A 14,653-nucleotide genomic window follows, 5' to 3' on the forward strand; every position below is an offset into this window, starting at 1 on the left:
GATGGACAGCAAGAAGCCCGTGTTCGCTTTCCGCGAGACGCCCCGGCAGATGCCGACGCGCATCCCGCTGGAACTGCGCCAGGGCGGCGACTGGGGCGAACTCTACGGCCGCTTCGGCGAGGCCGAGGCGAAGCACCAGGCGAGCCGTTGCCTGGATTGCGGCAATCCGTATTGCGCGTGGAAGTGCCCGCTGCACAACTACATTCCGAACTGGCTGGAGCTGGCGCGCGAAGGACGGCTGCACGAAGCCGCGGCGCTCGCGCACGAAACCAATCCGCTGCCGGAAATCTGCGGCCGCGTGTGCCCGCAGGATCGCCTGTGCGAAGGCAGCTGCACGCTCAACGACGGCTTCGGCGCGGTCACCATCGGCGCGGTCGAGAAGTACATCGCCGACCGTGCGCTCGGCGAAGGCTGGCGCCCCGACCTGTCGAAGGTGACGGCAACCGGCAAGCGCGTGGCGGTGATCGGCGCGGGCCCGGCGGGCCTGTCGTGTGCTGACCGGCTCGCGCGCGCGGGGATCGAGGCGGTCGTGTTCGACCGTTACGAACAGATCGGCGGCCTGCTGCACTTCGGCATCCCCAGCTTCAAGCTGGAGAAGTCGGTGCTGGCCACGCGCCGCGACGTGCTCGAAGGCATGGGCGTGCAATTCCGCCTCGGCGTGGAGATCGGCCGCGACATGGGGCTGGGCGAACTGCTGGACCAGTTCGATGCGGTGTTCCTTGGCCTGGGCAGTTACCGCTACACCGACGGCGGCTTGCCGGGACAGGACCTCGCCGGCGTGCTGCCAGCCTTGCCGTTCCTCGTCCACAACGGACGACTGGTGCACGGCGACGACGACGCACAGGGCAAGCCCATCGCCGGCTGGGAAGACCGCGTCGCCCTGCCCGACCTGCACGGCAAGCGCGTGGTGGTGCTCGGCGGCGGCGACACCGGCATGGACTGCGTGCGCAGCGCGGTGCGCCTGGGCGCGACGCGCGTGAGCTGCGCCTATCGTCGCGACGAAGCCAACATGCCCGGCTCGGCGCGCGAAGTCGCGAACGCGCGCGAGGAAGGCGTGCAGTTCCTGTTCAACCGCCAGCCGCTCGCACTGCTCGGCGAGGACGACCGCGTGACCGGTGTGCGCGTGGCCGAAACGCGCCTGGGCGAACCCGATGCACGCGGTCGCCAGAACGCCGAAATCGTGCCGGGCAGTGAGTCGGTGCTGGCCGCGGACGTGGTGATCATCGCCTTCGGTTTCCAGCCCGATCCGCCGCAATGGCTGTCGGCGCACGGCATCGAGCTGGAGGGCAACGGGCGGATTCGCGTGGCGAATTCAGGCGGATGTGCGTCGCGCCGTTCGAACGCGACGGCGCTTCCGTTCCAGACGACGAATCCGCGGGTGTTCGCCGGCGGCGATGGCGTGCGCGGGGCGGACCTGGTGGTCACTGCCGCTTACGAAGGGCGCGAGGCTGCGGCCGGGATCGTGCGGTTGCTGTTGGGGTGAGGGTTCCCCTCTCCCTGGCGCTTCGCGCCTGTCCCTCTCCCCCAAGGGGAGAGGGCTCATGAGAGTTGCTTCAGTGTGACCGACATGCAGGCGACCACAGATCGCATCAGCAACTGACGCGATAGCGCGCAGAAATCCGACTGTGGCGAGTTCGAACTACCCGTAGTTTTCCACCTCTCCCCTTGCGGGAGAGGTCGACGCGCGTAACGCGTCGGGAGAGGGGTACGCGAGCGAAGCTCGCGCGCACTGCGTCAGGACGACCCATGCATGCAAGAACGCTCGCGCACGCCAAGCGCATGCGGCATCAGCCAACGTATGCCGAAGCGGCACTCTGGCGCGAGCTCAGGGCGCATCGCTTCGCCGGCTTCAAGTTCAAGCGGCAACAACCGCTGGGACCGTACATCGTCGACTTCGTCTGCTTCGGGCGGCATGTGATCGTCGAACTCGACGGCAGCCAGCATCTCGATACGCAGTTGTACGACGAGGGGCGCACGACGTGGTTGAACGCGCGCGGCTTCAGCGTACTGCGGTTCTGGAATGACGACGTGCTGGCACGGACGTCGTTCGTTCTGGAGGCGATCTGGTTGGCGCTGCAGGAGCGGTAACCCCTCTCCCTGGCGCTTCGCGCCTGTCCCTCTCCCGCAAGGGGAGGGGGAACACCGGGGGAGCGATCGCGCCGCGGGATACCGGAGGCCCGAGAACCCAATGGCGCTCCTTCACCTCACCAAAAGACTATGTCCACCCTCTCCCCTTGCGGGAGAGGGTCGGTCGCCGAAGGCGACCGGGGAGAGGGGTGTGGAGAAGCGCGCGCGCTCTACCGCCCCGGCCCCACATCGATGAACTGCAGGAACTCCGCTCGCGTACGCGCGTCCTCGCGGAAACTGCCGAGCATCTTCGAAGTGATCATGCTCACGCCGCGCTTGTGCACGCCGCGCGTGGTCATACATTCGTGTGAGCCCTCGATGACCACGCCGACGCCGCGCGGCTGCAGCACGTCCTGGATCACCTGCGCGATCTGCGCGGTCATCTTCTCCTGCACCTGCAGGCGGCGGGCGTAGGTCTCGACCACGCGCGCGAGCTTGCTGATGCCGACCACCTTGCCATCGGGCAGGTAGCCGACGTGGGCCTTGCCGATGATCGGGGCCATGTGGTGCTCGCAGTGGCTTTCGAACTCGATGTCGCGCAGCACGATCATCTCGTCGTAGCCCTCGACTTCCTCGAAGGTGCGCTTGAGGTAGTCGGCCGGGTCTTCGCCGTAGCCGCTGAACCAGTCCTTGTAGGCCTTGGCCACCCGCTTGGGCGTGTCGAGCAAGCCTTCGCGCGCCGGATCGTCGCCGGCCCAGCGCAGCAGCGTGCGCACGGCGGCCTCGGCCTGGTCGCGGGTGGGCATGTCGTCATGTGCCATAACACGGCCTCCTGTGGGGGACGGGAATGCTACTCCACCCGGCCTTTCGTGGAAAAAAAAGACGCCGCAAGGAGGGATGAAGCCCTGCGGCGCGAAAGGCGGCTGCTGGCAGCCTGCCGGAGTGATCGGATGAAGGACCGGTCAGCCGGCGACGACACGCTGAGGGGAGGGAGTGCGTATCGCCGCCGGTGCCGGCAGGGGAGCGGTGCGGTCAGCGCGAAGCGACTTCCTCGCGCAGCGGCACCCGGGTCGGCCAGCCGCCGGCCAGCGCCTTGTACAGCGCGACCGCGGAACTGGCGCTGCGCGTGCGGCCGTCGGCGAAGGCTTCCTGCGCGACCAGTTGCGTGCGTTCGGCGTCGAGCACCTCGAACAGGTCCGCCGCGCCCGCTTCGTAACGAACCCGGGCCAGGCGCGCGGCAGTGGCGCTGTCGAGCGCGGCCTGTTCCAGGTGCTGGTCTTCCACGCGTGAACGCGCGTAACGCACCAGCGCGTTCTCGGTGTCTTCCAGCGCCAGCAGCACCGACTGCTGGTAGCGCGCCAGCTCGCCGGAGGCATTGGCATCAGCGGCGGCGATGCGCGCACGTACGCGGCCGATGTCGAGGAACGACCAGTCGATGCCGAGCGCGACGAAGCGCGTCTCGCTGCCGCGTTCGAACAGCGCACTGGTGTCCACGGCCTGGCTGCCGATCAGCCCGCCCAGGGTGAAGCGCGGGAACAGGTCGGCGGTGGCGACACCGATGCGTGCGGTGGCCGCGTGCAGGCGATGCTCGGCGGCGATCACGTCGGGACGATGGCGCAGCAGTTCGCCGGGCGAACCCGGATCCAGCCGCGACGGCAGCGCGGGCAGCGGCTGCTGCGGACTGAGTTCGGCGACCAGCGCATCGGGCGTCTGCCCGGTGAGCACGGCGAGGCGATGCATGGTCACCGCGACCTGCGCTTCCAGTGCCGGCACGCGCGAACGCGTGGTTTCGAGCTGGGCGCGGGCGCGCGAGGTATCGAACTCGGTGCCGCGACCGGCGTCGAAGCGGGCCTGCACCAGGCGCAGCGTCTCTTCCTGGTTGACCGCGTTGTCGCGCGCCACGCGCAGGCGTTCCTGCAGTCCGCGCAGCTCGACGTAGCTGCGCGCGACCTCGCCGACGATGGCGACCTGCAGCGCGTCCAGGTCGGACGCGGTGGCCCAGGCTTCGGCACGCTGCGATTCGACATTGCGGCGCACGCGGCCGAACAGATCGAGTTCCCAGCTCACGTCGGCCTGCACGCTGTAGCTCTCGCCGTCGCGGTCGGCACGCGGCACGCCGGGCGCCTGGTCCGCGCTGGCGCGCGAATCGCTGGCGGTGGCACTGGCGGTGACCGTGGGATAGCGATCGAGCTTGGCGTTGCGCAGCAGCGCATTGGCGCGGTCGTAGCTGGCCAGTGCGATGCGCAGGTCGTGGTTCGCGGTCAGCGCTTCCTCGACCAGCCGCGTCAGCAGCGGATCGTTGAAGCTGCGCCAGAACTCCGCGTCGACCTGCGGCTGCGCGGTTTCGGTCGCGACGCTTTCGCCGGCCTGCGCCGAGGTCGTGGTGGTGATGGTCGGATCGTCGCTGACGAACCGCTCCTGCGTCGGAGCGTTCGGACGGACGTAGTCGGGACCGACGGCGCACGCGGCGAGCAACGCCGCGGCGACGCCGAGGGTGAGCGTGCGGATCACCATGGCAGGGTTTCTCCGAGGTAGACGAAGCCGCCGCTCGCGCCGTCGGCGCCAAGCAGGGCCATGTCGACGCTGGTCTTGGCGCCGGTCGGGATGTCGATCTCGCCTTCGCCGGCGTTCATGTCCGTCTTCACGTAGCCCGGATGCACGGCGTTGACCTTGATCGGCGTGTCGCGCAGTTCATAGGCCAGGTGCACGGTCCACGAATTCAGCGCGCTCTTGGACGCGTTGTAGGCGGGGATGATCTTGAAGTCGTAGATCGGCGATGTCGGCTCGCTGTGCGCGGCGAGCGAAGCGAGCAGGCTGGACACGTTGACCACGCGCGCGGCCGGCGCCTGTTGCAGCAGCGGCAGCAGCGCCTTGGTCGTTTCGATCACGCCGAACACGTTGGTGTCGAACGTCTCTCGCCACGCGGCGAGCGACTGCTGCGACGGCTTCGTCAGGCTGCGGTCCTCGGCGATGATGCCGGCGTTGTTGACGAGGATGTCGAGCCTGCCGTGCTTGCGTTCGATCTCCTTCGCGGCGGCATCGATGCTGGCCGCGTCGGTGACGTCGAGAACGATCGCCTCGACCGGCAGGCCTTCGGCCTGCAGCTTCAGCGCGGCGTCGACGGCCTTGGCGCGATCGCGACCGGCCAGCAGCGTGTGCACGCCGGCCTGGGCGAGCTGGCGCACGGTCTCCAGACCGATACCGCGCGTGCCGCCGGTGACGAGGGCGACCTTGGAACCGTTGGAAATGGACATCTGCAACTCCTGTGGGGGAGCGCGGCCTTCGCCGCGCGGAACTCGATGGGGTGGCCGTTCCGGTGCGGAGGGATCGCACCGGAACGGCGGGTCCCGTCACGCCTGCTGGGTAGCGGCGTGCGGGCCGTGGCTGGTGACCGTGGAGGGGCCGTGGCTGACCAGCGGGCGGTTGGCCAGCTTGCGCAGCGCGACGTAGAACACCGGCGTCAGGAACAGGCCGAACAGTGTCACGCCGATCATTCCGGAGAACACGGTGATGCCCGTGGCCTGGCGGACCTCGGCGCCGGCGCCGTGCGAGAGCACCAGCGGCACGGTGCCGGCGATGAACGCGATCGACGTCATCACGATCGGACGCAGACGCAGGCGGCACGCTTCAAGCGCTGCTTCGACGATGCCCTTGCCCTGCATTTCCAGCTCTCGGGCGAACTCGACGATCAGGATCGCGTTCTTGCACGCCAAGCCCATCAGCACCACCAGGCCCACCTGCACGAACACATTGTTGTCGCCGGTCAGGTAGACGCCGAGCAGCGCGGACAGCATGCACATCGGCACGATCAGGATCACCGCCAGCGGCAGCGTCCAGCTTTCGTACAGCGCGGCCAGCACCAGGAACGCGAGCAGCACGGCGAGCGGGAAGACCACCAGCGCGGCCTTGCCCTGCGTCGCCTGCTGGTAGCTCAGGTCGGTCCACTCGATGTCCATGCCGTTGGGCAGGACCTGCTGCGCCAGCTCTTCCAGCTTCTCCATCGCCTGCGCGGAGGAAAGCTGGTTGACGTCCGCCTCGCCGAGGATGTCGGCGGCCGGATAGCCGTTGTAGCGGATCACCGGATCGGGGCCGAAGGTTTCCTTCACCTTCACCATCGAACCGATCGGCACCATTTCGCCGCGATCGTTGCGGGTACGCAGGTTGGCGATGTCCTCGACGCTGTCGCGGAACGGGCCGTCGGCCTGCGCGACGACCTGCCAGGTGCGGCCGAACATGTTGAAGTCGTTGACGTACGCCGAACCCAGGTAGGTCTGCAGCGTGTCGAACAGCTCCGTCAGCGGCACGCCCTGCGCCTTGGCCTTGACGCGATCGACCTCGGCGTCGAGCTGCGGCACGTTGGCCTGGTAGCTCGAGTTCGGGAAGCCCAGGCCGGGCGTCTGCGCACCCGCGCCCTGGAACGCCTGCACCGCACTCTGCAGCGCACCGTAGCCCAGGTTGCCGCGGTCCTCGATGTACAGCGAGTAGCCCGAACCGTTACCCAGTCCCTGGATCGGCGGCGGCTGCAGCGAGAACGCGAAACCGTCCTGGATGCCGGCGATCTTGGCGCTGAGTTCGGCGTTGATCTCCTCGGCGCTGCGCGTGCGCTGGCCGAACGGCTTGAGGTTGATGAAGGTCACGCCGTAGTTCGGGGTGTTGCTGAACTGCAGCGGGTTCAGGCCGGGGAACGCGACGTCGTTCTGCACGCCCTCGATGTTCATCGCGATCTCGCCGATCTTCTTCAGCGCGGCGTCGGTGCGTTCGATCGAGGAACCTTCAGGCATCTTGATGCCGGCGATCAGGTAGCTCTTGTCCTGCACCGGCACGAAGCCGCGCGGCACGACCTGGAACATCAGGCCCGTGGCCAACAGCAAGCCCGCGTACACCACGAACACCGCACCGCGACGACCCAGCACCTTGCCCACGCTGTTCTGGTAGCGCTCGGCGGCGGTGCCGAAGAAGCGGTTGAACGAACGGAACAGCCAGCCGAACCCACGATCGATGCCGCGGGTCAGTGCGTCCTTCGGTGCGTCGTGCGGCTTGAGCAGGCGCGCGGCCAGCGCCGGCGACAGGGTCAGCGAGTTGATCGCCGAGATCACCGTCGAGATGGCGATGGTCACCGCGAACTGCTTGTAGAACTGGCCGGTCACGCCCGACAGGAACGCCATCGGCACGAACACCGCGCACAGCACCAGCGCGATCGCGATGATCGGGCCGGATACTTCCTTCATCGCCAGGTGCGCCGCTTCGAGCGGCGTGGCGCCTTCCTCGATGTGGCGCTCGACGTTCTCCACGACCACGATCGCGTCGTCGACCACGATGCCGATCGCCAGCACCAGGCCGAACAGGGTCAACGTGTTGATCGAGAAGCCCAGCAGGTACAGCGCGGCGAACGTACCGACCACCGACACCGGCACCGCGATCAGCGGGATGATCGACGCGCGCCAGGTCTGCAGGAACAGGATCACCACCAGCACCACCAGCAGCGTGGCTTCCAGCAGCGTGGTTACGACCGACTTGATCGAGTCGCGCACGAAGATCGTGGTGTCGTAGATCGACTTGTACTCGATGCCCGGCGGGAAGCGCTTGGCCGCTTCGTCCATGCGGCGGATGACTTCATCGCGGATCTGCAGCGCGTTCGCGCCCGGCGCCTGGAAGATGCCGATCGCAGCGGCGTTCTGGCCGTCCAGTCGCGCACGCATGGTGTAGTCGCCCGCGGCCAGCTCGATGCGGGCCACGTCGGACAGACGAACGACTTCGCCGTCCTGCCCGCCCTTGAGCACGATGTTGCCGAATTCCTCCGGCTTCTCCAGGCGACCGCGCGCGTTGATGAGGGTCAGGAACTCCGACTTGTTCGGCATCGGCTCGGCGCCGAGCTGGCCGGCGGACACCTGGATGTTCTGCTCGCGCACGGCGCGCAGGACGTCGCTGGCGGTCATGCCGCGCGCGGCGACCTTGTCCGGATCGAGCCAGATGCGCATCGCGTAGTCGCCGCCGCCGAACGGCTGCGCTTCGCCCACACCGGGGATGCTCGCGAGCTGGTCCTTGACGTGCAGGCGGAGGTAGTTACGCAGGTACAGCGTGTCGTACTTGCCGCTCGGCGAGGTCAGGTGCACGACCATCAGGAACACGGGCGACTGCTTCTGCGTCGTCACACCCTGCCGTCGCACGTCTTCGGGCAGGCGCGCGAGCGCCTGGCTGACTCGGTTCTGCACGCGCACCGTGGCCTCGTCCGCGTTCACTTCGGGACGGAAGGTGACGGTGATGGACAGCACGCCGTCGGAGCTGGCGACCGACTTCACGTACATCAGGCCTTCGACACCGCGGATGGATTCCTCCAGCGGCGTGGCGACGGTTTCTGCGATGACCTTCGGGTTCGCGCCCGGATACACCGTGCGCACCACCACCGACGGCGGCACCACTTCCGGGTACTCGCCGACCGGCAGCAACGGGATCGAGATCAGGCCAGCGGCGAAGATCACGATCGACAGCACTGCGGCGAAGATCGGTCTGTCGATGAAGAACTTTGAAAAGTCCATGAGGGGTTCCTTGTGCGGCTTTGATTGACGGCGTCGGGCCGCAACGGTCCTGGGCGATGCGCGAGCGCACCGCCTGCTTCGGTTCGGTTGTTCCCTCCCCCGCGGACGGGGAAGGGTCGGGTTCACATCACCCGCTTACTTCATCGCCACCTGCGGCGACGGTGCCGGTGCGCCCATCGCGATCGGCTTCGGCGCCACCGGCATGCCCGGGAAGAACACCTTCTGCACGCCGTGGACGATCACCTTGTCCTGCGGCGCCAGGCCGGAATTCACCACGCGCAGTCCATCCACGACCGGGCCGAGCACGACGTCCTTGCGGGTCGCCGCGTTCTTCTCGCCGAGCACGTAGACGTACTTGCGATCCTGGTCGGTGAGCACGGCTTTGTCGTCGATCAGCATCGCCTTGAAGCGGCCGCTGCCTTCCAGCTGCACGCGTGCGTACAGGCCCGGCGTGAAGATGCGGTCCGGATTGCGCAGCACGGCGCGCGCGCGGATGGTGCCGGTGCTCGGATCGACCTGGTTGTCGACGAAATCGACCGTGCCTTCGTGCGGGTAGCCGTCCTCGCTGGCGAGACCGACGCGCACCGGGTTCTGGGTCGCGGCGCGCTCGCCCTTGCGCGCCAGTTCCTGGTAACGCAGGAAGCTCTGCTCGTCGCTTTCGAAATACACGAACACCGGATCCTGCGAAACGACCGTGGTCAGCAGCGTGTTGTCGGCCGAAGCGAGATTGCCTTCGGTGACCAGCGCGCGGCCGGCGCGGCCGTCGATCGGCGAACGCACCTGGGTGAACTGCAGGTCCAGGCGCGCGTTGTCGAGCGCGGCTTCGGCAGCGCGCACGGCGGCGTTGCCCTGCGTGCTGGCGGCGCGACGGGTCTCGAACTCCTCGCGCGAGATCGCCTTCGCCTCGACCAGCGTCTGCGCACGCACGTCCTGCATCTGCGCGAGACGGGCTTCGGCGCGGGCACGCTCGAGGTCGGCTTCGGCCTGCGACAGGCGCGCGCGGTACGGACGCGGATCGATGACGAAGAGCAGGTCGCCCTTCTTCACTTCCTGGCCTTCCTTGTACGCGACCTGCTGCACGTAGCCGGCCACGCGCGGGCGCAGCTCGACCGTCTCGATCGCGGTGACGCGACCAGTGAACTCGTCCCAGCGGCGGACTTCCTTGTTGAGCACCTGCGCGACGCTGACTTCCGGCGGCGGCGGCATGCCGGCGCCCGGTTCGGCCTGGCTGCTGCAGGCGGTCGCCGCGATCGCCATCAGCAAACCTGTGGCCAGCGCGAGGTAGGGGATCCCGGAATGCGACCGGGCCAATGCTTTGCGGGGGGTCATGACGAGCGTTCCTGGTTGTTGTGGTTATCTGAAGGGATCAGGCTCCTGAGCAGCGTGCGCGCATCCTGCAGACAGCGTGATGGCAGCAGTCCGCCCGGTTCCGCGCATTGCGCGTCGCCGGCCTGCCCGGGCTCTTGTAATGAAGTCGAACCAGAAGACGTGGAATCGACATCGCGCGTGACATCGGCGAGCGAAATGTCGATTGGCGCAATGTCGGCATAGCGCACGACCGCTTCGGCCGGCTGCGCGCCACCCGGCTCGACCAGCGCCAACGCGCGCTGTCCCACCGCGAGCGCGCTGGGCCATTGTTCGCACGCGTGCGCGCGATTGAGTTCGGTGCTGACCGGGCTTTCGATCGCGAGCAGCTGCACGCGCACACCAATCGTGCGTGCCTCTTCGTGCAGCACGCGCGCGAGCATGCGCAGCGCGGCGGTGGCGATGGAACGATGGCCGTAACCGGCCCACGGGCGATCCGCGCCGGGGCCGCCAATCAATACATAGGTACCGCCACGGTCGGCTTCGGCCAGCAACGGCAGCAGATGACGGGCCGCGGCGAGATGGGGGAGGAGGTCTTCGTCGAGGCGCTGGCGCAGGAACGCGGCGGGATGATCGAGCAGCCGGCCGCGCGCAGGACCGCCGCACACCGCCGCGATCACGCCGCCGATGGGCCGGCCGAGCTTGCGCAGCGCGCGGGCGAGGCGTTCGCCCTCCGCGTCGCTGCTGACCGAACCGGCGATGATGCTCAGGTCCGCATCGGGATGCTTGCCACGCAGGCACTGCAGGCCGGCCTTGTCGCGGGCGACCGCGATCACCGGCCGGCCGGCCGCGAGGGCGGCTTCGACCACGCCACGCCCCACGCCGCCGGTCGCGCCCAGGACGACGACGGGCGCCCGGGCGATCAACGGCTTATGGGTGGAGGCCTTGGCGGCAAGCGGCTTCATTAGCGGCTCCACTGTCCCGTCGTCGGGATGGTTTCTCCCGCCATCGGGACGGTCTCGCGGCGAGTCAGGGAACTCATCAGGGCGCTGACGACCGGCAGGAGCAGCATCGCGCCCGGCAGGGCGAGGACGAAGGCCAGCACCCAGGCCAGCATCCAGAACTCGTCCGGACCCGCCGCCAGCCCCTGCTGGACGACGACCAGGGCGACCCCGACCAGGGCCGACATGGCGGCCAGCATCACCGGGAGGAACACGTAGCGGGCTTGGCGGGGGGTCAACATGGCGGCGGGCCTTGGGGGAGGTTGCGGCACAGACTAGGCCTCCAAATGGCACTTGATTAGTCCGACTTCGAGGGAATAATTGTCCCGTCATCGGTCCAAAAGGCCTTTCCCCCCGTCGAGCCAACAGGAGCCCCCACTCATGGCCCGCGATCTCAACGACACCCTGATCTTCGTCAAGGTGGTCGAGCACGGCAGTTTCATCTCCGCCGCCCGCGCCCTGCAGCTGCCCAAGACCACGGTCAGCCGCAAGGTGCAGGAACTGGAAACCCGGCTCGGTGCGCAGTTGTTGCACCGGACCACGCGCAAGCTCGGTCTGACCGAAGCCGGCAACATCTACTTCGAACATTGCCAACGCATCTCGCGCGAACTCGACGAGGCCGAGAGCGCCGTCGGCCAGCTACAGGGCGGCCCGCGCGGATGGCTGCGCTTCACCGCGCCCTACTCCGTCGGCATCACCTGGATCGCGCCGCTGCTGGGCGAGTTCCACGCGCGCCATCCCGAAGTGCGCGTGGAAATGGTGCTCACCAACGAACCGCTCGACATCATCGACAAGGAACTCGACGTCGCGCTGCGCGTGGGCAACCTGCCCGACTCCAACCTGATCGCGCGTCGCCTCGCCACGTTCCGCACGCAGGTCTACGCCAGCCCCAGCTACATCGCGCGCCACGGCGAACCGCTGCATCCCGACGACCTGCAGCACCACCGCACCGTCGCGATGGCGAAGGCGCGTCGCAACGGCCAGTTCTACTGGACGCTCAACGACGGCCAGCGCATGGTCGATTACCGCGTCGACCCGGTACTCGTCGCCAACGATCCGGGTCCGCTGTGCGGCGCGTTGCTGTGCGGCGAAGGCCTGATGCTCGCCGCCGACGTGACGGTGAAGGCCTACGCCGAGCAGGGCTACGTGCAGCGCGTGCTGGCCGGCTGGACCGGCCCGGAGTACGAGTTCAACGCGGTGTTCCCGCGCGGTCGCGTGCAGTCGCCGAAAGTGCGCGCGTTCGTCGACTTCCTGGTCGAACGCCTCAACTTCGACGCCGACTACATGCAGGTGCTCTGCCCCAACGTGCGCGCGCGCTACAAGGCCGCCGAGCAGGCGTCCGCCGACGCGATCAACGCCGAGCTGGCGAAGGTCGCCAAGCAGCCGGAGGCGAAGGCCAAGCGCAAGCCGAAGGCATCCGAGCCCGTCGTGGCCGACGCGCCCGAGGGCGAGGGTCCGGCACTGGTGTGAGCCGCGTACTCAGCCGCGCCCCAAACGCGCGGCGGGTACGAGCCGGCGCAACGCGATACCCAGTGCGATGCGATAGCCGGAGGCGAGATCGCCGTTGATCACGATCGTGGCCAACGGCATCGCGTCGGGACGCAGCGACAGGTCCAGCACGCCAGCGCTGCGGTCGTGCACTTCGACATAGGGCACCCGCAACGCTTCGAGCGCATCGCGCAGCTCGGCCGGATCGGCAGTCGCAGCGACATCGGCGGGATCGACCAGCACGAACCCGTCGCGCGCATCGACCCCCTGCCGCAGCGACGCGGCGAATGCCGACGCGGATGCGCTCGCGCGGAAACTCAGCACCTGGCCCGCCGCGCGCGCGATGCGCCACAGCGCACAGGCTGTTTCGATGCCGAGGCGGTGTGGGGCCGAAGCCGGCCCCTGCAGGACCAGGATCGCCACGACGTCAGTCCAGCCGGTGGATCGCACGCACGCGCACTTCCCCCGGACGCACGCCGTGCGTGTCGGCCGCCTGCTTCTGGATACGCGCCAGCACGTCGGCGGGATCGAGCTCGGCCTCTTCGGGCAACGCATGCACGAGCGTCGCCTGTCCCCACACGCGCAGGCGATCGCCCATCTGGATCTCGTAGTCGGCGAAGTAGCAGTACCGCATGACGGGCTCAGGTACCGACGTGGATGTCGTTCTCGCACTGCGCGCAGCCGAGATGTTCCAGCGCGATGGACAATGCGAGCACGTAGCCCTGCGCACCGTAACCGTCGATCACGCTGAGCGGGTGCGCCATCGCCGGTCGCGCCATCGGCGCGGCGACGTCGGCGTGCACTTCGATGTAAGGCACGCCGGCGCGATCGAGCCACTCGTCGAGCTCACCGTTGGCGGCCGCACGTGTGCCCGGATCGAGCAGCAGGAACTCGGTACCGCTGCCGCGCGCGCGACGCACGCACTCGATCACGTCCGCGACGTCGCGGCAGCCGCAGACCGCGACCGTGCGTCCGGCGCGCGAGGCGCGCTCGACCAGCTGGGACACGACTTCGCGCGGCAGCCCGTTGGCGTGGCGCTGCGGTGCCTGCGACGCGGTGATGATGGCGATGGACATGACGTCCTCCGTGGAAACCGGCGTGCAGTCTCCAGCGCGAGGGCGTAAAGGCTCAATTCGTTGCGGTAGGAGTGGCGTAATTTGTGCGTAAAGGCACGCGCTGCGCGCGTCCCCTCTTCCGCCCTTCGGGCACCTTCTCCCGCGAGGGGAGAAGGGACACAGTTCCCGTTATGCCTGCACGCGTTCCCTCTCCCCTTGCGGGAGAGGGACAGGCGCGAAGCGCCAGGGAGAGGGGTGTCGCAGTTACTTGTGCCGCGCCGCCTCAGCCCGATCGATGAACCCGTCCGAGTTCGCATCCATCACCGCGAAATCGCCGGTGCTGAACGCCGCGATCTCCAGCGCGGTCAGGAAACCATCCTTGTCCGCATCGATACGGTCGAACTTGGACGGATCGCGCGCACCGGCCACTTCGCTGCGCGAAAGGCGATCGTCGTGGTCGGCGTCGTGCAGCAGCACGAGCTCCTCGACGAAGCCGTCGTATTCGGTGCGGTCCACTTTGCCGTCCTTGTTGGTATCGGCGACGTCGAAGCGCTCGGGCGCCGCGTCGGGCTTCACCTGCGCCGCGGCCGGCAATGCCACGGCAAGGAAGAGGATGGTGCCAAGGGCCAGCCTGATCATGATTTCGCTCCGTGTCTCAGCCGATGTCCCACTGGCCTTTGGCCTTCATGCACGCGGTGCCGGTGGTTTCGTCCACCTGCTCGCCGCCGACGGTCAAACCGCGCTTGAAGTCGCGGCAGACGCGGCCGTCGCTCATGCGCTTGGTGTTGAGCGGAGTGAAGTAGCCCGATTCCTTCGTGCGCGGATCGGACCAGGTCACCTTCTGGCCCGAGGCCGCGTTGTTGAGCGCGCGCTGCGCCGCGTCCTTCTCAAACTCGGACTTCGCGGTCTTCTTGAAGATGTGGTTGCCGAGGAAGCCACCGCCGATCGCGCCAGCCGCGGTCAGCAGCGCGCGGCCGGTACCGCCGCCGAACTGATTGCCGACCAGGCCACCGATCACCGCGCCGGCCACGACCGACGCACTCTGCTTCTCGGTCGTCCGGGTCGCCGGATCCGTCGAACAGGCCGCGAGACTCAACGCGGCCGCCAGCACGAAGACCTGTTTCATCGCTCCCTCCCGTCGGGATCGGAACCGCGTCCATGCGCGGTCGCGCCATATTCTCCCGGCGCCGTGAAGTCAGCG

The 14,653-nt window shown here is 68.2% G+C and carries 15 protein-coding genes; 3 read left to right on the forward strand and 12 right to left on the reverse strand.

Annotation, left to right across the window (positions count from 1 at the left end; translation table 11 throughout):
* Position 1: 1 nt before the first annotated feature.
* On the forward strand, positions 2-1,483 hold the full coding sequence (locus FOF45_RS06690) for an FAD-dependent oxidoreductase (RefSeq protein WP_158987295.1): 1,482 nt from the start codon (positions 2-4) through the stop codon (positions 1,481-1,483).
* A gap of 263 nt (positions 1,484-1,746) precedes the next feature.
* Positions 1,747-2,088, forward strand: a complete 342-nt coding sequence (locus FOF45_RS06695; protein ID WP_158983246.1) for an endonuclease domain-containing protein — start codon at positions 1,747-1,749, stop codon at positions 2,086-2,088.
* Between the two features lie 209 nt (positions 2,089-2,297).
* Here FOF45_RS06695 and folE read toward each other — a convergent pair whose 3' ends face one another.
* The 7 genes from folE to FOF45_RS06730 form a co-directional block, all read right to left on the reverse strand.
* The gene (gene folE / locus FOF45_RS06700) at positions 2,298-2,888 is read right to left on the reverse strand and encodes a GTP cyclohydrolase I FolE (RefSeq protein WP_158983247.1); all 591 of its coding nucleotides are present in this window, start codon (positions 2,886-2,888) and stop codon (positions 2,298-2,300) included.
* A 211-nt stretch (positions 2,889-3,099) separates the two neighbouring features.
* Entirely contained in the window at positions 3,100-4,581 is a 1,482-nt protein-coding gene (locus tag FOF45_RS06705) for an efflux transporter outer membrane subunit (protein ID WP_158983249.1), read from the reverse strand.
* Positions 4,575-5,321, reverse strand: a complete 747-nt coding sequence (locus tag FOF45_RS06710) for an SDR family oxidoreductase (RefSeq protein ID WP_158983251.1) — start codon at positions 5,319-5,321, stop codon at positions 4,575-4,577. Before FOF45_RS06710 ends, FOF45_RS06705 begins: the two co-directional genes overlap by 7 nt.
* Before the next feature lie 96 nt (positions 5,322-5,417).
* Positions 5,418-8,603: an efflux RND transporter permease subunit gene (locus FOF45_RS06715; protein WP_158983252.1), complete on the reverse strand. Its 3,186-nt coding sequence runs from the start codon at positions 8,601-8,603 to the stop codon at positions 5,418-5,420.
* Positions 8,604-8,738: 135 nt separating this feature from the next.
* The gene (locus FOF45_RS06720) at positions 8,739-9,932 is read right to left on the reverse strand and encodes an efflux RND transporter periplasmic adaptor subunit (protein WP_425481899.1); all 1,194 of its coding nucleotides are present in this window, start codon (positions 9,930-9,932) and stop codon (positions 8,739-8,741) included.
* Positions 9,929-10,873, reverse strand: coding sequence for an SDR family NAD(P)-dependent oxidoreductase (locus tag FOF45_RS06725; protein ID WP_158983254.1), 945 nt, complete (start codon positions 10,871-10,873; stop codon positions 9,929-9,931). The genes FOF45_RS06720 and FOF45_RS06725 overlap by 4 nt, the downstream gene beginning before the upstream one ends.
* Positions 10,873-11,151, reverse strand: a complete 279-nt coding sequence (locus tag FOF45_RS06730; protein WP_158983256.1) for a DUF2798 domain-containing protein — start codon at positions 11,149-11,151, stop codon at positions 10,873-10,875. The genes FOF45_RS06725 and FOF45_RS06730 overlap by 1 nt, the downstream gene beginning before the upstream one ends.
* Positions 11,152-11,290: 139 nt before the next feature.
* Here FOF45_RS06730 and FOF45_RS06735 point away from each other — a divergent pair, with 139 nt between their 5' ends.
* The gene (locus tag FOF45_RS06735) at positions 11,291-12,379 is read left to right on the forward strand and encodes a LysR family transcriptional regulator (protein ID WP_158983258.1); all 1,089 of its coding nucleotides are present in this window, start codon (positions 11,291-11,293) and stop codon (positions 12,377-12,379) included.
* A 9-nt stretch (positions 12,380-12,388) separates the two neighbouring features.
* Here the strand turns inward: FOF45_RS06735 and FOF45_RS06740 are convergent, their stop codons facing one another.
* The 5 genes from FOF45_RS06740 to FOF45_RS18430 all read right to left on the reverse strand — a co-directional run bounded on the left by FOF45_RS06740 (position 12,389) and on the right by FOF45_RS18430 (position 14,578).
* On the reverse strand, positions 12,389-12,820 hold the full coding sequence (locus tag FOF45_RS06740; protein WP_158983260.1) for a hypothetical protein: 432 nt from the start codon (positions 12,818-12,820) through the stop codon (positions 12,389-12,391).
* A 4-nt stretch (positions 12,821-12,824) separates the two neighbouring features.
* On the reverse strand, positions 12,825-13,031 hold the full coding sequence (locus FOF45_RS06745; RefSeq protein WP_158983262.1) for a hypothetical protein: 207 nt from the start codon (positions 13,029-13,031) through the stop codon (positions 12,825-12,827).
* Positions 13,032-13,038: 7 nt separating this feature from the next.
* The gene (locus FOF45_RS06750) at positions 13,039-13,473 is read right to left on the reverse strand and encodes a 3-dehydroquinate dehydratase (protein ID WP_158983263.1); all 435 of its coding nucleotides are present in this window, start codon (positions 13,471-13,473) and stop codon (positions 13,039-13,041) included.
* A gap of 243 nt (positions 13,474-13,716) precedes the next feature.
* Positions 13,717-14,091, reverse strand: a complete 375-nt coding sequence (locus FOF45_RS06755; RefSeq protein ID WP_158983265.1) for an EF-hand domain-containing protein — start codon at positions 14,089-14,091, stop codon at positions 13,717-13,719.
* Positions 14,092-14,107: 16 nt separating this feature from the next.
* Positions 14,108-14,578, reverse strand: coding sequence for an RT0821/Lpp0805 family surface protein (locus FOF45_RS18430; protein WP_158983267.1), 471 nt, complete (start codon positions 14,576-14,578; stop codon positions 14,108-14,110).
* Between the last annotated feature and the right edge of the window lie 75 nt (positions 14,579-14,653).

It is taken from the genome of Lysobacter panacisoli (assembly GCF_009765165.1).
GTDB classification, from domain to species: domain Bacteria; phylum Pseudomonadota; class Gammaproteobacteria; order Xanthomonadales; family Xanthomonadaceae; genus Lysobacter_J; species Lysobacter_J panacisoli.